Annotated in this window: 17 protein-coding genes; 8 read left to right on the top strand and 9 right to left on the bottom strand. The window is 60.9% G+C overall.

What is annotated here, in order from left to right; translation table 11 throughout:
- Window positions 1-96 precede the first annotated feature (96 nt).
- The 7 genes from AEQ63_RS08750 to AEQ63_RS08720 all read left to right on the top strand — a co-directional run bounded on the left by AEQ63_RS08750 (window position 97) and on the right by AEQ63_RS08720 (window position 5,767).
- Window positions 97-1,086 carry an alpha/beta fold hydrolase gene (locus AEQ63_RS08750; protein ID WP_064362861.1) on the top strand — a complete coding sequence of 330 codons (990 nt, stop codon included), beginning with the start codon at window positions 97-99 and terminating at the stop codon, window positions 1,084-1,086.
- A 210-nt stretch (window positions 1,087-1,296) separates the two neighbouring features.
- The gene (gene rraA / locus AEQ63_RS08745) at window positions 1,297-1,788 is read left to right on the top strand and encodes a ribonuclease E activity regulator RraA (protein ID WP_064362859.1); all 492 of its coding nucleotides are present in this window, start codon (window positions 1,297-1,299) and stop codon (window positions 1,786-1,788) included.
- A 21-nt stretch (window positions 1,789-1,809) separates the two neighbouring features.
- Window positions 1,810-2,805 (top strand): zinc transporter ZntB, encoded by a 996-nt coding sequence (locus AEQ63_RS08740; RefSeq protein WP_064362858.1) that lies wholly within the window; start codon window positions 1,810-1,812, stop codon window positions 2,803-2,805.
- A 63-nt stretch (window positions 2,806-2,868) separates the two neighbouring features.
- Entirely contained in the window at window positions 2,869-3,117 is a 249-nt protein-coding gene (locus AEQ63_RS08735; RefSeq protein ID WP_003223293.1) for a hypothetical protein, read from the top strand.
- A gap of 2 nt (window positions 3,118-3,119) precedes the next feature.
- On the top strand, window positions 3,120-3,944 hold the full coding sequence (locus tag AEQ63_RS08730) for a mechanosensitive ion channel family protein (RefSeq protein WP_016773831.1): 825 nt from the start codon (window positions 3,120-3,122) through the stop codon (window positions 3,942-3,944).
- A gap of 90 nt (window positions 3,945-4,034) precedes the next feature.
- A complete protein-coding gene (gene sigX / locus AEQ63_RS08725) occupies window positions 4,035-4,625 on the top strand; it encodes an RNA polymerase sigma factor SigX (protein WP_016773832.1) in 591 nt (196 codons plus the stop codon).
- A gap of 107 nt (window positions 4,626-4,732) precedes the next feature.
- Window positions 4,733-5,767, top strand: coding sequence for an OmpA family protein (locus AEQ63_RS08720; RefSeq protein WP_016773833.1), 1,035 nt, complete (start codon window positions 4,733-4,735; stop codon window positions 5,765-5,767).
- A gap of 69 nt (window positions 5,768-5,836) precedes the next feature.
- Here the strand turns inward: AEQ63_RS08720 and cobA are convergent, their stop codons facing one another.
- The 8 genes from cobA to AEQ63_RS08680 all read right to left on the bottom strand — a co-directional run bounded on the left by cobA (window position 5,837) and on the right by AEQ63_RS08680 (window position 17,639).
- Window positions 5,837-6,616 carry a uroporphyrinogen-III C-methyltransferase gene (gene cobA / locus AEQ63_RS08715; RefSeq protein ID WP_064362855.1) on the bottom strand — a complete coding sequence of 260 codons (780 nt, stop codon included), beginning with the start codon at window positions 6,614-6,616 and terminating at the stop codon, window positions 5,837-5,839.
- Between the two features lie 10 nt (window positions 6,617-6,626).
- The gene (locus AEQ63_RS08710) at window positions 6,627-9,341 is read right to left on the bottom strand and encodes a nitrate reductase (RefSeq protein ID WP_064362853.1); all 2,715 of its coding nucleotides are present in this window, start codon (window positions 9,339-9,341) and stop codon (window positions 6,627-6,629) included.
- On the bottom strand, window positions 9,341-9,658 hold the full coding sequence (gene nirD / locus AEQ63_RS08705; RefSeq protein WP_016773836.1) for a nitrite reductase small subunit NirD: 318 nt from the start codon (window positions 9,656-9,658) through the stop codon (window positions 9,341-9,343). The genes AEQ63_RS08710 and nirD overlap by 1 nt, the downstream gene beginning before the upstream one ends.
- Window positions 9,655-12,108 carry a nitrite reductase large subunit NirB gene (gene nirB, locus AEQ63_RS08700; RefSeq protein ID WP_016773837.1) on the bottom strand — a complete coding sequence of 818 codons (2,454 nt, stop codon included), beginning with the start codon at window positions 12,106-12,108 and terminating at the stop codon, window positions 9,655-9,657. The genes nirD and nirB overlap by 4 nt, the downstream gene beginning before the upstream one ends.
- A 410-nt stretch (window positions 12,109-12,518) precedes the next feature.
- Window positions 12,519-14,189 carry a bifunctional protein-serine/threonine kinase/phosphatase gene (locus tag AEQ63_RS08695; RefSeq protein ID WP_064362850.1) on the bottom strand — a complete coding sequence of 557 codons (1,671 nt, stop codon included), beginning with the start codon at window positions 14,187-14,189 and terminating at the stop codon, window positions 12,519-12,521.
- Window positions 14,190-14,196: 7 nt separating this feature from the next.
- Window positions 14,197-15,408, bottom strand: coding sequence for a nitrate/nitrite transporter (locus tag AEQ63_RS08690; RefSeq protein WP_064362848.1), 1,212 nt, complete (start codon window positions 15,406-15,408; stop codon window positions 14,197-14,199).
- Between the two features lie 429 nt (window positions 15,409-15,837).
- A complete protein-coding gene (locus AEQ63_RS08685) occupies window positions 15,838-16,413 on the bottom strand; it encodes an ANTAR domain-containing response regulator (RefSeq protein ID WP_007916390.1) in 576 nt (191 codons plus the stop codon).
- A gap of 14 nt (window positions 16,414-16,427) precedes the next feature.
- Entirely contained in the window at window positions 16,428-17,639 is a 1,212-nt protein-coding gene (locus AEQ63_RS08680) for a CmpA/NrtA family ABC transporter substrate-binding protein (RefSeq protein WP_064362846.1), read from the bottom strand.
- A 218-nt stretch (window positions 17,640-17,857) separates the two neighbouring features.
- On the opposite strand from AEQ63_RS08680, the gene AEQ63_RS08675 reads away from it, so the two are divergent.
- Complete coding sequence (locus AEQ63_RS08675; RefSeq protein WP_064362843.1) at window positions 17,858-18,880, top strand: quinone-dependent dihydroorotate dehydrogenase; 1,023 nt, start codon at window positions 17,858-17,860, stop codon at window positions 18,878-18,880.
- Window positions 18,881-19,130: 250 nt separating this feature from the next.
- On the opposite strand, the gene rmf is transcribed toward AEQ63_RS08675, so the two are convergent.
- On the bottom strand, window positions 19,131-19,346 hold the full coding sequence (gene rmf / locus AEQ63_RS27125) for a ribosome modulation factor (protein WP_003223300.1): 216 nt from the start codon (window positions 19,344-19,346) through the stop codon (window positions 19,131-19,133).
- Window positions 19,347-19,501 lie beyond the last annotated feature (155 nt).

Raw genomic sequence — 19,501 nt, 5'->3', positions numbered from 1 at the left:
CCATCGCGAGCAGGCTCACTCCTACAAGGGGCCGGGCCTTGAGATTGAAGTAGGGCGGGCTCCATTGGATGCCGCCCTTTTTTGTGCAAGAGCATTATGCAAAGCAGCAGCAACCTGTTTCCTGTCGCGCTGATCAGCGCCGAGCGGCGCGGCGATCTGAGCGAAGACATCTATCGATTGAAACCCGGCAATAGTCCGGACTGGTCCGTGGAGATCGCTGTCACCCGCCTGGGCATGGCCGATGACTCGGCGCCACGCGGCGTGCCGGTGATCCTGTTGCATGGCAGCTTTTCCAATCGGCGCTTCTGGTTTTCCCCCAAAGGCCTCGGGCTCGGCGCGTATCTGACGCGGCTGGGCTTCGACGTGTGGATCCCGGAAATGCGCGGTCACGGCCTGTCTCAGCGTAACGAAGACTACCGGCGCAACCGCGTTGCCGATTATGCCCGCTACGACCTGCCGGCAATTGCCGCGTTCGTTCGCGAGCAGAGCGGTCAGATCCCCCACTGGATCGGCCATTCTCTGGGTGGCATCACACTGGCGGCCGCACTCGGTGGGGAATACCTTGGCGAACCGGCAGTGGCCTCGGCGGCGTTTTTCGGCACGCAGGTCAGCCGCACCTGTTGGCCACTGAAGATTCCACCGGTGGAGTGGGGCGGGCGCTTTATTCTCAAGCGCTTCGCGCAATTGTCCGGCTCACGCCTCAAACGTGGCCCGGAAGATGAGCCGATCGGTCTGGCCATCGAAAGCATGCGCTGGTACGGCTTGTTCGGCCGCTTTGGCGACAAGGACAAGGATTGGTGGGCCGGGCTCGCCGAGGTTCAGGTGCCGGTGCTGGCCGTGACGGCAGCGGGGGATCATCAGGATCCGGCGTGGGCCTGCCGCAAGCTGTTCGAGCAGATCGGCTCCGAGCACAAGCAGTTCATCAACCTGGGCCGTGAGCAAGGCTTCTCGGATAATTTCGGCCACGTCGAAATGCTGGTAAGCAAAGCAGCGCAGGCTGAGGTGTGGCCGCTGGTGGCGCGCTGGCTGAGCGATCAGCAGACACCGTTGCCGGGGCAGGCAGCGAATCTGGCCGCTGCCGTCTGAGGGGCGTTCCGTTCGGCCTGGCTTGCGGCTAAGATATGACGCATTGTGCGGTTCTGGTCATATTTCGTGACTGTTTAGCGATTACGTTTCAGGGTTTGTTCAGGTTGCGTCAGCGACCATGGCATGGACTAAGGTAAACAGCGACCGCCGGAACTCGTCTCATCAGCATGCGGCATCCTTGATCGTCTTCCTTTTTACAGGAGTTTTTCGATGGAACATTACCTTACGCCTGATCTGTGCGACGCCTACCCGGAGCTGGTGCAGGTGCTGGAACCGATGTTCAGCAATTTCGGCGGCCGTGATTCCTTCGGCGGCGAAATCGTGACCATCAAGTGCTTCGAAGACAACTCGCTGGTCAAGGCGCAGGCAGAACTGAGCGGTAAAGGCAAAGTGCTGGTGGTTGATGGCGGCGGTTCGCTGCGCCGCGCCCTGTTGGGCGACATGATTGCCGCCAAGGCCGCGCAGAACGGTTGGGAAGGGCTGGTCATCTACGGTTGCATCCGTGATGTCGACGTCATTGCGCAGACCGATCTCGGCGTGCAGGCCCTGGCCAGCCACCCGATGAAAACCGACAAGCGCGGCATTGGCGACCTCAACGTCCCGGTGACTTTCGCCGGCGTGACGTTTCACCCGGGCCAGTACATTTATGCGGACAACAACGGCGTGATCGTTTCGCCGAGCCCGCTGAAAATGCCTGAATAAGATTTTCGACAAGGGATGCGGATGTTCGAGGAAGAAAACGCGCAGTGGGGGCTGGTGCATGCCCTGGTGCTGGACGGTAAGGGCGGTGCGCGTTCGATAGCCCGGACTGAACTCGACGATTTGCAACTGCAGGCCCATGAAAGCCTGTGGCTGCACTGGGATCGCAGCCATCCGCAGACCCGGACCTGGCTGCGCAAATCCAGCGGGCTCAATGAATTCACCTGTGATCTGCTGCTGGAAGAGAACACCCGGCCGCGGCTTTTGCCATTGCCGGACTCCGAGCTGCTGCTGTTTCTGCGCGGGGTCAACCTCAACCCCGGGGCCGAACCGGAAGACATGGTCTCGGTGCGGATTTTCGCTGCTGCCCAACGCGTGATTTCCCTGCGTTTGCGCCCGTTGCGCGCAACCGATGAGTTGCTGGCGCTGCTGGGTGAGGGCAAAGGTCCTAAGACGTCCTCCGAATTGATGCTGTATCTGGCGCAGTTCCTCACCAATAAAGTGCAGGATCTGGTCACGTGCCTGTCGGAAGTGGTCGATGAAGAGGAAGAAAAACTCGACGCCGACGAACGGTACACTCCCGAGCATGGCGCCATTTTGCACATCCGTCGCAGAGCGGCCGGGCTGAAGCGTTTTCTCGCGCCGCAGCGGGATATTTTCGGACAGCTGACGCGGATAAAACTGCCGTGGTTCGTCGAAGACGATGCCGACTACTGGAACGAATTGAACAACAGTCTGACCCGCTATCTCGAGGAGCTCGAACTGACCCGAGAGCGCGTGGGGCTTGTGCTGGAGGCCGAAGACCGGCGTTTGAGCGTGCACATGAATCGCACCATGTACCGCTTCGGCATCATTACCTGCATCTTTTTGCCGATGAGTTTCATCACCGGTCTGCTGGGTATCAATGTCGGCGGTATTCCGTTCGCCGAAAGCCCTTATGGTTTCCTGATTGCCTGCCTGACGGTGCTCGCCCTGGCGTTCGGCCAGTGGTGGTTGTTCCGCCGTTTGCGCTGGGTGTGAACATGGCGCATGTGACCCGAGCAAATCTGCCCGCGTCTTTCACAGACATCACGAGAGGTGCGTATGCACGATCCGTTTGAACAGTCTCTACGCGACATGCTCAACGCTTCGCCGTCCAGCCGCGACGACGATGCGTGCCTGGGCCGCGTACTCAAAACCGCCAACCGCCAGGTCGGCGCCGGTGATCTGTTCAGCCTGCTGGGCCGCTGGCTGCCCGCGCTGATGATCGCCCTGAACAATGGCTCGGCGCATGTCTCGCCGGTTTCCCGTCTTCGTAAAACCACTGCTCGCACTGCTGATAAGGCTGATTGAATATGGAACTTGATCTCTGGACTCAGAGCCTCGTCACTGCAATGACTGCGTTGTGGACCAAAGTCGCTAATTTCATTCCGAACCTGTTCGGCGCACTGGTCGTGCTGCTGCTGGGTTTCGTCGTGGCCAAACTGCTCGACACCTTGCTCTCGAAATTGCTCGCCAAACTGGGCCTCGATCGCCTGATGGGCGGCACCGGGTTGACCAAATTGATGTCGCGCGCCGGGCTGCAGGTGCCAATCTCGACATTGATCGGTAAAATCGTCTACTGGTTCGTTCTGCTGATTTTTCTGGTTTCCGCGGCAGAATCCCTTGGCCTTGAGCGAGTTTCAGCTACGCTGGACATGCTGGCGTTGTATCTGCCGAAGGTTTTCGGCGCCGCGCTGGTGTTGCTGGTCGGTGTCCTGCTGGCGCAATTGGCCAACGGACTGGTGCGCGGGGCGGCAGAAGGCGTAGGCCTGGACTACGCTTCCGGGCTGGGACGCATTGCGCAGGGGCTGGTGATCATCATCAGTATCTCGGTTGCGATCAGTCAGCTTGAGGTCAAGACTGACCTGCTGAACCATGTCATTGTCATCGTATTGATTACCGTTGGTCTGGCAGTTGCGCTGGCCATGGGATTGGGAAGCCGGGAAATCGCCGGTCAGATTCTTGCGGGAATCTATGTGCGTGAGCTGTACGAGGTTGGGCAACAAGTGCGTGTTGGCGAGGTCGAAGGCCAGATCGAAGAGATCGGCACGGTTAAAACCACATTGCTGACCGATGAGGGTGAGCTAGTCTCTCTCTCCAATCGGATCCTGCTGGAACAGCATGTGAGTAGCCGCTAAACCGGCAAACCCTGCTAATGTATGCCGCCGCAAAATGCCAGCCGAGGCTGGTTGTGGCGGACATTGACCTGACTGTCGGCACGACTTGTTTTGAATAAAGCCCAACCGCTATCCACGCGCTACGACCCCCGCGAGCTCTCTGATGAGGAGTTGGTCGCGCGCTCGCATACCGAGCTGTTTCACGTAACGCGCGCCTACGAAGAGTTGATGCGGCGTTACCAGCGAACATTATTTAACGTCTGCGCGAGATATCTTGGGAACGATCGCGACGCAGACGATGTCTGTCAGGAAGTGATGCTGAAGGTGCTGTACGGCCTGAAGAACTTCGAGGGGAAATCGAAGTTCAAAACCTGGCTTTACAGCATCACTTACAACGAATGCATCACGCAGTATCGGAAGGAACGGCGTAAGCGTCGCTTGATGGACGCTCTCAGTCTGGACCCTCTTGAAGAAGCGTCTGAAGAAAAGGCGCCGAAGCCGGAGGAGAAGGGTGGGCTTGATCGCTGGCTGGTGTATGTGAATCCGATTGACCGCGAAATTCTGGTGCTACGATTTGTCGCAGAGCTGGAGTTTCAGGAGATCGCAGACATCATGCACATGGGTTTGAGTGCGACAAAAATGCGTTACAAACGCGCTCTAGATAAATTGCGTGAGAAATTTGCAGGCATTGCTGAAACTTAGTTCAGCGCAAATATCTCTTACGTGTAGGCAAGTTCTGATAGACTTGCCGCCGAGTTGTCCCCCGGTTTGCGGGACTGCTTCACAATCACCAGATGGGGATTTAACGGATGAAACTGAAAAACACCTTGGGCTTGGCCATTGGTTCTCTGATTGCCGCCACTTCGTTCGGCGCTCTGGCACAAGGCCAAGGCGCAGTTGAAATCGAAGGCTTCGCTAAGAAAGAACAATTCGACAGCGCTCGTAACTTCAAGAACAACGGCAACCTGTTCGGCGGTTCGATCGGTTACTTCCTGACCGACGACGTTGAACTGCGTCTGGGCTACGACGAAGTGCACAACGTACGTGCCGACGATGGCAAGAACGTCAAAGGCGCTAACACCGCTCTGGACGCTCTGTACCACTTCAACAACCCAGGCGACATGATTCGTCCATACGTTTCGGCCGGTTTCTCTGACCAGAGCATCGACCAGAACGGTTCGAACGGTCGTAACCGTTCCACTTTCGCCAACGTTGGCGGCGGTGCCAAGCTGTACTTCACCGAGAACTTCTACGCCCGTGCCGGCGTTGAAGCTCAGTACAACATCGACCAGGGCGACACCGAGTGGGCTCCTAGCGTCGGTATCGGTGTGAACTTCGGTGGCGGCTCCAAACCAGCTGCTGCTCCAGTTCCAGCACCTGCTGAAGTCTGCTCCGACAGCGACAACGATGGCGTTTGCGACAACGTTGACAAGTGCCCGGACACCCCAGCCAACGTAACCGTTGACGCTGATGGCTGCCCAGCAGTTGCTGAAGTTGTTCGTGTTGAGCTGGACGTGAAATTCGACTTCGACAAGTCGGTAGTCAAGCCTAACAGCTACGGCGACATCAAAAACCTGGCTGACTTCATGAAGCAGTACCCATCCACCACCACTACTGTTGAAGGTCACACTGACTCCGTCGGTCCTGACGCTTACAACCAGAAACTGTCCGAGCGTCGTGCAAACGCCGTTAAGCAGGTTCTGACCAACCAGTACGGTGTTGAATCGTCCCGCGTTCAGTCTGTTGGCTACGGCGAATCCCGCCCAGTTGCTGACAACAAAACTGACGCTGGCCGCGCTGTAAACCGTCGCGTAGAAGCGCAGGTTGAAGCTCAAGCTAAGTAATTAGCTGCCGCTCATGGAAAAGCCCGGCTCAGGCCGGGCTTTTCTTTGTCTGCGATTTGGCCTCTAAGCTTAAAGCGCTTGCACGTCGTACGCCGTGCAGGAGCTGCCGAAGGCTGCGATCTTTTGCTCTTCAACAACTGCCGCAACAGCCGCCACTGCACCAATCACCAGAATCGCCGGGCTCTTCAACTCGAACGCTGAGGCATCCTCAGCCATTGCGCTCAGATCACTGCGACACTCCCGCTGATGCGCCAACGAGGCATTTTCGATCATCGCCACCGGCGTATCCGCCGCCATCCCTCCCGCCAACAGCTGGTCGCGAATCTCGCCCAGTTTGGCCACCCCCATATAGATCACCAGCGTCGTCCCTCCTTGCGCCAATGCCTGCCAGTTCAACTGGCTGTCATCCTGGGTGTGCGCAGTCACCAACGTCACCCCGCGCGCCACGCCCCGCAACGTCAGCGGAATATCACATTGCGTCGCCCCGGCCAGCCCAGCGGTGATGCCGTTGACCAGTTCCACTTCAACACCGCGCTCGCGCAACCACTGCGCTTCTTCACCACCCCGACCGAAAATGCACGGGTCGCCGCCCTTGAGCCGCACCACGCATTTACCCTGACGGGCATAACGCAACATCAACCGATGGATAAATGCCTGCGGTGTCGAGCGGCAGCCGCCGCGTTTGCCGACGGCAATGACCCGTGCATCGGGGCAGTGCTCCAGTACCGCGTCATTGACCAGATCATCGATCATCACCACATCGGCTTCGCGCAGCGCGCGCACTGCCTTGAGCGTCAGCAATTCCGGATCGCCAGGGCCAGCGCCCACCAGCCAGACTTTCGCATTCATGGTGTTGTCCTCATTGAATGACCGCGACCGGCCGCGCTTCGGCAGCCAGCAGACGCTTGATTTCCGGCACGCAGGAACCGCATTGCGTACCGCATCGGAGAGTTTTTTTCAGGCCTTGCAGATCCAGGCCCTGGCGGATGCCGGCGCAGACTGCGTTGAGGCTGACGTTTTCGCAATTGCACAGCGTCTTGTCAGTCGCGATGGCGCCGACAGCGCCCGGCGGTGCGCTCATTGGCGCGAGGAGCCAGCGCCGCAGTTGCTGGTCGGCGCGGCCCTCCAGCCAAAGGCTCTGCAGCCAGTGCTGCGCAAGGGTTTCGCCGGCCAGGCGAATGGCGGTGATACGGCCATTTTCGATGCGCACCCGCTTGCCTATAGCGCGACGCGGATCGTCGTAAGCCAGAACCGGGCCATCCAGCAGCGACAGGCACCGGTCGATCTCGCCCAGCAACAGTGGATCGGGCGCCTCGGCGTGTGCCGCGCGTATCAGCAACGCCGGCCGCTCCCGACCGACAAGGCTGAGGCTGACGTAGGAAAACGCCTCGCACAGCGGTCGTAGCGTCTCGAAATGCCGTTGAACATCACCCTCGATCAGAGCGAACAGTTGCCATGGCAGGTTGACTGCCTCCAGACGCACGCCGCTGTGCTTGAGCTCGGGTTGCTTGGACAGCGGATCGAATGCCGGCTGGGTCAGGTTGTTAACGCCGCCCTTGAGATAACGGTCACCCCAATGCATCGGCAAAAATGCCTGGCCCGGACGCACGCTGTCATCGCTGCCGACCGCGACAACCACGGCACCACGACGGCTTTTCAGATTGATCAGATCGCCGGGCTGCAAACGATGTCGGCGCATCTCGTCCGGGTGCAGGCTCAGCACGGCTTCGCTGACGTGACCGAACAACTGCGCCGCGGTGCCAGTGCGGCTCATGCCGTGCCACTGGTCGCGCAGGCGCCCGGTGATCAGGGTCAGCGGGAAGCGCGCATCGCGTTGTTCCCTGGCGGCGCGATACGGCTCGGCAATGAACTGCGCGCGGCCATTGGCAGTGGGAAAAATGCCGTCGCCGTACAAGCGTGGCGTGCCTTGGCGGGCGCCGGCGGGGAAGGGCCATTGCTGCGGGCCGATCTCGTCGATCAACGCATGACTGATGCCGGAAAGGTCCAGGTCGCGGCCCTGGGTCAGCCATTTGAATTCATCGAACAACTGCGAAGGCTGGTCGAAGGCGAACAGGCTCGGCTGCTGAGGACGCAGACGTTTCTCCAGACGCCGTGCGAAATCCACGGTAATTGCCCAGTCCGGCCGCGCTTCGCCCGGTGCGACAACCGCTTTGCGTACGTGGGAAATGCGCCGCTCGGAGTTGGTCACCGAGCCTTCCTTCTCGCCCCAACTGGCGGCGGGCAATAAAAGGTCGGCGAACGCGGCGGTCTCGGTGGTGCGAAAGGCTTCCTGCAATACCACAAAGGGACAGGCCTCAAGCGCTGCGCGAACTGCGCTCTGATCCGGCATCGATTGCGCCGGGTTGGTACAGGCAATCCACAGCGCCTTGATCTTGCCGCTGCGCAGGTTTTCGAACAGTTCGATGGCGCTCAGCCCCGGCGCCTCAGGCAAGCTTTCCACGCCCCAATATGCCGCCACCTCGGCGCGATGTTCGGGGTTGGCGGCGTCGCGATGGCCCGGTAGCAGGTTGGACAGACTGCCGGTTTCCCGCCCACCCATGGCGTTTGGCTGACCGGTGAGGGAGAAAGGTCCTGCACCGGGACGGCCGATTTGCCCGGTGGCCAGGTGCAGGTTGATCAGCGCGCTGTTTTTCGCGCTGCCGGCGCTGGACTGGTTCAGGCCCATGCACCACAGCGACAGGAAGCTCGGCGCGGTGCCGACCCATTCCGCGCATTGCTGCAACTGCTCGATGCTGATGCCGCACAGCTGCGAAACCATCTGCGGGGTGTAGTCGCGCACCAGCGTTTTAAGTTCGCCGAGGCCTTCGGTGTGCGCCTTGATGAAATCGCGATCGACCCAGTCTTCCCACAGCAGCAGATGCAAAATCCCATGAAACAAAGCGACATCGGTGCCCGGAAGAATCGCCAGATGCAGGTCAGCCAAATCGCATGTGTCGGTGCGACGCGGGTCAATGACGATGACTTTCATCTGCGGACGACGGGATTTGGCTTCTTCCAGTCGACGGAAAAGTACCGGATGGGCGTAGGCCATGTTACTGCCGACGATCATCACGCAGTCGCTCAGTTCCAGATCTTCGTAACTGCATGGCGGTGCGTCAGCGCCGAGGCTGCGTTTGTAGCCGACCACCGCCGAGGACATGCACAGCCGCGAATTGCTGTCGATATTGTTGGTGCCGACCCGCGCCCGCGCGAGTTTGTTGAAGGCGTAGTAGTCCTCGGTGAGCAACTGCCCGGAAATGTAGAACGCTACGCTGTCCGGGCCGTGTGCGGTGATGGTTTCGGCAAACACGTTGGCGGCGTGTTCCAGTGCGCTGTCCCAGTCAGTACGGCTGCGCGCCAGGCCTTTGCCCAGACGCAGTTCCGGGTACAAGGCGCGGGCGGCGAGGTCGCCGGTCAGGTGCAGCGTCGAGCCTTTGCTGCACAGTTTGCCGAAGTTGGCCGGGTGCGCCGGATCGCCGCTGACGCCGAGGATGCGCTCGCCGTCATGCTCGATCAGCACGCCGCAGCCGACCCCGCAGTAACAGCAGGTCGAGGCGGTCGTCTGGCGGTTCATCAGATGGCGTCCCGCAGGGCCAGTTGCACCCGACCATTCTCGACTCGCGCCGGATGGTGGTGGGCACAGCCGATATCCGGTGCCTGGGCTTCGCCGGTTTCGAGGTCGATCTGCCAGTTGTGCAGCGGGCACGCCACACGTTTGCCGTAGATCAGTCCTTGCGACAGCGGCCCGCCCTTGTGCGGGCAACGGTCATCAAGGGCGAAAACCTCATCGTCGCTTGTACGAAAAATCGCGATGTCACCTTTCGGCCCGGCAATGATCCGCGATCCGAGGGCGTTGATCTCTTCCAGCGCGCAGATATCGAGCCAGTTCATGCCGGCACCTCCAGGTTTTTCACAGGGATCACGTCGAATTCTTTCTTCAGTTGCGGCTGCGCCAGGCGTTCTTTCCATGGGTCCTGTTCGAACGACAGGGAGAATTGCAGGCGCTCGTTCAAGGCCTTGCGCCGCTCGGCGTCTTCGAGCACGTTTTTCTTGATGTGCTCCATGCCGACCCGTTGCAGGTAGTGCACGGTGCGCTCGAGGTAGAAGGCTTCTTCGCGGTAGAGCTGCAGGAACGCGCCGTTGTATTCGCGGACTTCTTCGGCGGTTTTCAGTTTGACGAAGAACTCGGCGACTTCGGTCTTGATTCCGCCGTTGCCACCGATGTACATCTCCCAGCCGGAGTCTACGCCGATAATTCCTACGTCCTTGATGCCCGCTTCCGAGCAGTTGCGTGGGCAACCGGACACAGCCAGCTTCACTTTGTGCGGCGACCACATGTTGAACAGATCGTGCTCGAGCTCGATGCCCAGTTGCGTCGAGTTCTGTGTACCGAAGCGGCAGAATTCGCTGCCGACGCAGGTTTTCACCGTGCGGATGGATTTGCCGTAGGCGTGGCCGGACGGCATGTCGAGGTCTTTCCAGACGCCGGGCAGGTCCTGCTTCTTGATCCCCAGCAAGTCAATGCGCTGACCGCCGGTGACCTTGACCATCGGCACGTTGTACTTATCGGCCACATCAGCGATGCGCCGCAGTTCCGACGGGTTGGTCACGCCGCCCCACATCCGTGGCACCACCGAATAGGTGCCGTCCTTCTGGATGTTGGCGTGGGCGCGTTCGTTGATCAGGCGCGATTGCGGATCGTCCTTGGCTTCGCCGGGCCAGGTGGAAATCAGGTAATAGTTGAGCGCCGGGCGGCAGGTCGCGCAGCCGTTCGGCGTGCGCCAGTTGAGGTAGCTCATGGTCTCGGCGATGGTCAGCAGATGTTCCTGGCGGATCGCCTGGCGAATCTGCCCGTGGTTGAGATCGCTGCAACCGCAGATGGCTTTTTCGCTTTTCGGTTTGACGTCCGCCGCGCCACCCACGGTATTGATCAGGATCTGCTCGACCAGCCCGGCGCAGGAACCGCAGGAGCTGGCGGCCTTGGTGTGTTTTTTCACTTCATCGACGCTGAACAGACCGTGTTCCTGAATCGCCTTGACGATGGTGCCCTTGCACACACCATTGCAGCCGCAGACTTCGGCGCTGTCCGCCATGACCATGGCTTTGTCCTGGCCCTGATGTCCTACGTCGCCTAAAGCGTTTTCGCCGAACATCAAGTGATCGCGGATCTCACCGATGGCGTGATTCTCACGAATCTGCCGGAAATACCAACCGCCATCTGCCGTATCGCCGTACAGACAAGCGCCGACCAGCACGTCATCCTTGATCACCAGTTTTTTGTACACGCCGCCGATCGGGTCCGAGAGGGTGATGGTCTCGGTGCCTTCGCCGCCCATGAAGTCGCCGGCGGAAAACAGGTCGATACCGGTGACTTTCAATTTGGTCGAAGTCACCGAACCTTGATAGCGAGCGAAGCCGAGTTGAGCGAGGTGGTTGGCGCAGACCTTGGCCTGTTCGAACAACGGCGCAACCAGGCCGTAGGCGATGCCGCGATGGCTGGCGCATTCGCCGATCGCGTAGATGCGCGGGTCGTAGGTTTGCAGGGTGTCGTTGACCAGAATCCCGCGATTGCACGGTATGCCGGCCTTTTCCGCCAGTTCCGTGTTGGGGCGGATGCCAGCGGCCATCACCACCAGATCCGCAGGGATGATGTCGCCGTTCTTGAACTGCACCGAGCCGACCCGGCCATTGCCGGCGTCGTGCAAGGCCTGGGTCTGTTCGCACAGGCGGAAATGCAGGCCACGGGATTCCAGCGCTGATTGCAGCAACTGGCCGCTGGTCTTGTCCAGTTGCCGCTCCAGCAGCCATTCGCCGAGGTGCACCACGGTGACGTGCATGCCGCGCAGCATCAGGCCGTTGGCCGCTTCGAGGCCGAGCAGACCGCCGCCGATGACCACGGCGTGTTTGTGGGTCCTGGCGGTGTCGATCATGGCCTGGGTATCGGCAATGTCGCGGTAGCCGATCACGCCCTGCAAAGTGTTGCCGGGGATTGGCAGAATGAACGGGGTCGAGCCGGTGGCGATCAGCAGGCGATCGTATTCGGCCTCGGTGCCGTCCTCGGCGATTACCCGGCGTTTGACCCGGTCGATCTCCACGACTTTGCGGTTGAGCAGCAACTTGATGTTGTTTTCCAGGTACCAGTCGAGGTCGTTGAGGACGATCTCTTCGAATGTCTGCTCACCGGCCAGCACCGGCGACAGCAGGATGCGGTTGTAGTTGGTGTGCGGTTCGGCGCCGAAGACGGTGATGTCGTAGAGTTCGTCGCTCAGCTTGAGCAGTTCTTCCAGGGTACGCACCCCGGCCATGCCGTTGCCGATCATCACCAGTTTGAGTTTTTTCATCAGGTTCTCCGGGAGCTGCGGCTGGCCTCTGGTGGGCCGTCGGGCCTTGCTCGACAAATTTCGCGCAAACAAAAAAAGGCGTCCCGCTAGTTGCCTAGCGAGGACGCCTTTGTCCTGGTCCCGTTCTCTCGGGAAGCGCAGCCTTCGTCGTTGAAGGTTGGGCTTTATGTGTGGTGATTGGGGTAATGCAGTGGTTGTGCCAACTTGGGGATGCGCGGATTTATTGGGCTTTTCCTACAGCTCACGTACGTTTTCTGCACCGAATCGAGGCGTATTGCTCGTTCGTGGCGCGTTATCTATGGAGGGTTTGCGGTGTCAGGTCTGGCGCCATCGCGAGCAGGCTCACTCCTACAGGGGAACGCATTCCAAATTGTAGGAGTGAGCCTGCTCGCGATCGCCGCAACACGGTCTCAGCCATGAAACAACAAAACCAGCAGCACGATATTCCCCAGCAACGCCACCAAGGCCATGCTCCGCCAGACCTTCAATGGCTCCCGCTCCAGTAAAGGCCGGGGTCGCACGCTCAGGCTGCGGCGCTCACCCTGTTCCAGCACCAGCAACCACTCTTCAGCGGTTTCAAAGCGTTGCTGCGGATCGGCTGCGACGCCGCGTTCCAGACTCTGCGCCAGCCATTCCGGCAAGTCCGGTCGATAGCGACTGGCACTGACCGGCACGCCAAACCGGGGCCGCTGGAAAGCTTCGATCTCGCCGTAGGGAAAATGCCCGGTGAGCAGGTAATAAAGGGTGACGCCAACTGAATACAGATCCTGCGGCGCACTGGGCCGCTCACCGCGAAACGCTTCCGGAGCAATGAAGCTTGGCGTTCCCGGCAATGTCGCCGGCGCGTCTTCCGACAAGCCCGGGCAATAAGCCAGCCCGAAATCCAGCAAGCGCAGCTCGCCATCATCACCCAGCAGGAGATTTTCCGGTTTGATATCGCGGTGCAGAATTTGCCGCCGATGCAACAGCCCCACCGCGCGCAGCAGGCGCTCGGCGATGTCCTGCCATTGCGCCAATGGCAGCGGGCCGCCGTGTTGAAACGCTACGGCCAACGTCGTCCCGGCATATTCGCGCATCACGTAGTACAAATGCTGACGCTGGGTGCAGGCATGGATTTGCGGAAAATGCCGGCCGGCCACGCGCTTGAGGAACCATTCCTCGGACAGCAGCGCTTGCCCGGCCTGTGGATCGTCGGCCAGGCGCGTCGGCAAGGTCTTCAACAGCCACGGCTGGCCATGACCATCGAGCACGCGATACAGCAGCGATTGCTGGCTCTGGCCGACGATGCTCTGCACCTGCCAGCCTTCGAAAGCTTGTCCGGGTTTCAGCGCTGGCGGCAGCGGCCATTGCTGCAGTTGCACCAGCGCATCGCCGATGTTCGATTCGCCCAGCGCATCGACGCGCACCAGCAGGGCACTGGCGTTGTCCTGACTGCCGGCCAGATGCGCGGCGTTGACCAGAGTGTGCGCCGCGCTGTGCAGATCCGGCTGATCACGCAGAACCGCCGCGATTGCGGTGTCGCCCAAGGTCGGCCAGACGCCGTCGCTAAGCAGCACGAAGCTTTCGCCCTCACGCAGTTCGCCGTCGAGGAAGTCCAGCACCAGATGCTGATCGAGCCCGAGCGCACGTTTGAGCACATGCTGCATGCCCGGTTGCTCCCAGACGTGATCCTCGCTGATGCGCTGCAACCGCTCGGCATGCCAGCGATAGACCCGGCAATCGCCGACATGCGCGAGGGTGAAGCGCCGACCGCGCATCACCAGCGCGCTGACCGTGGTCAGCAGCGGTTGCCCGCCGCCATTGGCCTGCAGCCAGCGGTTTTGCGCGAGCAGCAATCGATCCAGCGCCTGGGCCACGCTCCAGGTTTCCGGCGTGGCGTAGTAGTCCAGTGCCAGCGCCTGCAAGGTCGAACGCGCGGCGAGGCCGCCGTCGGCGCATTGACTGACGCCGTCGGCGATGGCGAACAGAAAACCCTTGCTCAGCGCCAAGGCTGGCGCCGGTGTCACCGCACGCAGGGCGTCCTGATTCTCCGCGCGCGGGCCGATGGCGCTGGCTTCGGCGAAACTCAGTTGCAGGGCCATTGAAGCCTCAGACTCGCGCCGCCGTTACTGCCGCCGAACCCCAAGTGGTTCTCCAGCGACGCTTGACGCCGTGCAGGCCAAACCACGCCAACACACCGAGGCTGGCGAACAACCACAGCACCAGTTGATAGCTGCCGGTGCTTTGCTTGATCGCGCCCATGCCCGCCGCCAGGGCGAAGCCGCCAATACCGCCGGCCATACCGATCAGCCCGGTCATCACGCCGATCTCCAGACGAAAACGCTGCGGCACCAGTTGGAAAACCGCACCGTTGCCTGCGCCCAAACCGAGCATGGTGCAGACGAAAAGCGCCAGCGCCGCGTAGGAACTTGGCAGGTTGAAGCCGACGGCGGCGATGCAGATGGCGGCAACGGTGTACATCGCCAGCAAGGTGCGGATGCCACCGAAGCGATCGGCCAGCGCACCACCCAACGGTCGCATCAGGCTGCCGCCGAACACGCAGGCCGCGGTGTAGTAGCCGGCGGTCACCGGGCTCAGACCGTATTGATCGTTGAAGTAACCGGGCAGGGCGCTGGCCAGGCCGATGAAGCCGCCGAAGGTGACGCTGTAGAAAAACATGAACCACCAGCTGTCGCGATCACCGAGGGCCTTGAAGTAGTCGGCCATGGCTTTCGCTTTCGGCCGTTGCGGAGCGTTTTTCGCCAGCCAGGCAAACAGCACCAGAGTCAGGACCAGCGGGATCAGGGCAAATCCGAAAACGTTGCTCCAGCCGAACGCTGCAGCAATTACCGGCGCGAGCAGTGCGGCGAACACAGTGCCGGAGTTGCCCGCGCCGGCGATGCCCATGGCTTTGCCCTGATGTTCTGGCGGGTACCATTGCGACGCCAGCGGCAGGGCCACGGCAAACGACGCGCCGGCCATGCCGAGGAACAGGCCGAGGATCAGCGCCTGTTCATAACTGTGGATACCCAGTTTCCACGCGCCGAACAGTGCGCAGATGACGATGACCTGACCGATCAGCCCGGCGGTCTTCGGCGACAGGCGATCGGCGAGCATGCCCATGGCAAAGCGCAACACCGCCCCCGCCAGAATCGGCGTGGCGACGACGAGGCCGCGTTGCTGGGTGGGCAGGTGCAGGGCGGCGGCAATTTGCACGGCCAGCGGGCCGAGCAGGTACCAGACCATGAAGCTCAGGTCGAAATACAGGAAGGCCGCGAACAGGGTCGGGGTATGGCCGGATTTCCAGAAGCTTGAATTCATCGCGCACCTCGGCTGAAAAGAGTCTCGAAAGGAGTCATGCACAGCAGGTGGAGCGCCTCACGGCCGCCCCCCCGGCCCCGTTCACTGGGGCCAAAACGCAAAACCGCCGCTCCCTGATTCGCCGGGGGCGAAGGGGGTGAGCGACGTCTTTGTCGTAGGTGGGGCAACCGCCGTTGGTTACCTGTGCGGATTACATAGCGAGATTTGTGCCAAAAGCTGAAAAGCAAAAGCCCCTCACCCTAGCCCTCTCCCGGAGGGAGAGGGGACTGACCATGTTGTTCCAACGAATACAGCGACTTGAACGACCGAGGCGATTATGGATTCACAAAAGAAATTGCAGGTCGGCGTATTTCCCGAGCATCCCCCAATCGGTTCCCTCTCCCTCCGGGAGAGGGCTAGGGTGAGGGGCTCTTCAGCGGTGAGAACGCCTCAGCCCAGCAACTCACTCATGGCAATAATCTGCTCCGCCACCTGAATCAGTTTCTGCTGGCGGCTCATGGCCTGGCGGCGCATCAGGGTGTAGGCCTCTTCTTCGTTGCAGTCCTTCATTTTCATCAACAAACCCTTGGCCAGTTCGATGCGCTTGCGCTCGGCCAGTTGCTGGTCACGGGCCTGCAATTGCGCGCGCAAGGCCTGGTCACTTTCGAAGCGTGCCATCGCCACATCAAGAATCGGCTGCAGACGCTGGGCGTGGATGCCTTCGACGATGTAGGCGCTGACCCCGGACTTGATCGCCTGACGCATCACGCCCGGGTCATGTTCGTCGGTAAACATCACGATCGGTCGTGGCTGGTCGCGGCTGACCAGCACCACTTGCTCCATGACATCACGGCTCGGTGACTCGGTATCGATCAGGATCACGTCCGGGCGCACCGTTTCGACGCGCGCCGGCAAGTCGATGGTCAGCCCTGACTCGTCGATCACCTCGAAGCCGGCCTCGGTCAGCGCCGCTTTCAGGCGGCCGACTTTTTTCGCGGTGTCGTTGATCAGCAGAATGCGCAACATGTTGGCGTCTCCTGTCAGCGCTGGGCGAGAAGGGGGGCGGCGTCGTTCAGGGCATGCAGTTTGAAACTGCGTGCATAGCCCACCGGATCGCTGCCGTCCCAGACCTTGCCGTCGAGCAACTGGCTGCTGCGCAGGTCTGCATGGGCAGCTGCCACACCGACAGCGCTGGCAGCCTCGCGGTACAGATCCAGACGCTGAACCTTCCGGGCGACGGCCAGATAATCCGGATCCTCGCGCAGCAGACCCCAGCGGCGGAACTGGGTCATGAACCACATGCCGTCGGAGAGATAGGGCAGATTGACCTCGCCTGCGCCATGAAAGCGCAGCGCGTGCGGGTCCTGCCAGCGATTGCCGAGGCCGTCGGCGTAGTCACCCATGAAGCGCGGCTCGATGCACGCGGCCGGGGTGTCGAGGTATTCGGCGGCACTGAGCAATTGCGCGGTGCTGCGGCGATTCTCCGGGCTTTGTTCGATAAAGCGGCTGGCCTCAAGAATGGCCATGACCAGCGCCCGCGCTGTGTTCGGGTATTGCTCGACGAATTCACGCGTGCAGCCGAGGACTTTTTCCGGGTGGTCGGGCCAGATGCTCTGGCTGGTGGCCAAAGTGAAACCCAGATCCTGCTGCACCGCGCTGGCTGCCCACGGTTCGCCGACGCAAAAACCGTCGATGCGCCCGGCTTGCAGGTGCGCGACCATTTGCGGTGGCGGCACCACCACGCTGTCGACATCCTGCAACGGGTGAATGCCCTGGCTCGCCAGCCAGTAATAAAGCCACATCGCGTGGGTGCCGGTGGGGAAGGTCTGGGCGAAGGTCAGTTTTGCGCGGCTTTGGTGCACATGCCGATCCAGCGCTTCAGGACTGTTCACGCCAGCCTGCTGTAGACCATGCGAGAGGTTGAGGCTCTGGCCATTCTGGTTCAGGCCCATCAGCACTGCCATGTCGGTCGGGGCGATCCCGCCGATGCCCAGGTGCACCGCATAAATCAGCCCGTACAGGCTGTGGGCGGCATCCAGTTCGCCGCTGACCAGTTGGTCGCGCAGGTTGGCCCACGACGCCTGCCGCTTGAGGTTCAGCGTCAGCCCGTAGGGCTGGGCGAAGCCCTGGGTGGCGGCGACCACCACCGAGGCGCAGTCGCTCAGTGCCATGAAGCCGAGATTGATCGCGCTCTTTTCCGGCGCATCGCTGCCATTGACCCAGGCCAGATGCCCCATGGACGTTTCGTTCATACGCTACCTCAAAAAAAACGTCGTCCCGGATTCTGCGCAGGCAAAACCCGAGGACGACGCCATTGTCCTGGTCTGCGCGCCGTCATTGGTCGGCAGACTGATGAACAGGGCGGTGCAAGGCATATGCCAGTCACCTGATTCGTGCAGGCGCCTCGCGCCGGGGGACAATGCCCGGCTATAATCGCCGCCTCTTTTCGCCGCCCGAGTCATTGCCGCCCATGTACACCCTGGCCCGTCAGCTGTTGTTCAAACTTTCCCCGGAAACCTCCCACGATCTGTCGCTGGATCTGATCGGCGCGGGCGGACGTTTGGGTCTCAACGGCTTGCTGAGCAAGGCACCGGCGAAGATGCCGGTGACCGTCATGGGGCTCGAGTTCCCGAACCCGGTGGGGCTGGCGGCAGGTCTGGACAAGAATGGCGCGGCCATCGATGGCTTTGCGCAACTGGGTTTCGGTTTCGTCGAAATCGGCACCGTGACCCCGCGTCCGCAGCCGGGTAATCCGAAACCGCGGATCTTCCGCCTGCCGGAAGCCGAGGCGATCATCAACCGCATGGGTTTCAACAACCTCGGTGTGGACAACCTGCTGGCGCGGGTCGCTGCGGCGAAATACCAGGGCGTGCTGGGGATCAACATCGGCAAGAACTTCGACACCCCGGTCGAACGTGCGGTCGACGACTACCTGATCTGCCTGGACAAGGTCTACGCCCACGCCAGCTACGTCACCGTCAACGTCAGCTCGCCGAACACTCCGGGCCTGCGCAGCCTGCAGTTCGGTGACTCGCTCAAGCAATTACTTGCGGATCTGGCCACGCGCCGTGCCGAACTGGCGTTGCGTCACGGCAAGCATGTGCCGCTGGCGATCAAGATTGCGCCGGACATGACCGACGAAGAAACCGCGCAGGTGGCCCAGGCGCTGCTCGAAACCGGGATGGACGCGGTGATTGCCACCAACACCACCCTGAGCCGTGTCGGCGTCGAAGGCATGGAACATGGCGACGAGGCGGGCGGTCTGTCGGGGGCGCCGGTGCGTGAGAAGAGCACCCACACCGTGAAAGTGCTGGCGGGCGAGTTGGCCGGGCGTTTGCCGATCATTGCCGCGGGCGGGATTACCGAAGGCAAGCACGCGGCGGAGAAAATCACTGCCGGCGCGAGCCTGGTGCAGATCTATTCGGGCTTCATCTATAAAGGCCCGGCGCTGATTCGTGAATCGGTGGATGCGATCGCCGCATTGCGCAGATAACACCGGTCCCCGTAGGAGCTGCCGAAGGCTGCGATCTTTTGATCTTGATCTTGATCTTGATTTGAAAAGACAAGATCAAAAGATCGCAGCCTTCGGCAGCTCCTACAGGTTCTGTGTGCGGCACAAAATCTTCAGGCAATAAAAAGGGCTCCTCGAAGGAGCCCCTGGGCCGTAGCCCGCCGTCCGGGAGGGACGTGCGTGGTTAATTCAGTGCAGATTCAGATTGTCGTGTCGGAATAAATGCCCTGTGTCAGCCGACGGCGTGAAGTTCGTTGAGTCTGTGGATTCCCGCAGTGCCGGTCATACCGTCCCAGTTGTCGCCGCGTCCTTCTCGCCAGCCGTTGATCCAGGCTTGACGTACCGACGGTAGAGTAAATGGGCAAAGCTCACGGGATTTGCCACCAACGCCATATTGATATCCGCGCAAAAATGCTCTTTCCAACGGATCACGCTTAAGTCTTCTCATAGGGTGTTTCCCTCACTTGTTGACTGTAGTGTCGCGTCGACCTCAATTGAGGTCTGGCAGAAAAAACCTGCCATCGTTCGGCTCGCTGCCGGCGTGGCGAGCCAAGGTGTTGACGCCGTTGCGACGTCAACCTGTGCTCAGTTCTAACCAATGAG

This window comes from Pseudomonas sp. RIT-PI-o, from assembly GCF_001297215.1.
Classification (GTDB): Bacteria; Pseudomonadota; Gammaproteobacteria; order Pseudomonadales; family Pseudomonadaceae; genus Aquipseudomonas; species Aquipseudomonas moraviensis_A.
The sequence above is the reverse complement of the archived record's forward strand: the minus strand, read 5'-3'. Positions and strand labels throughout refer to the sequence as shown.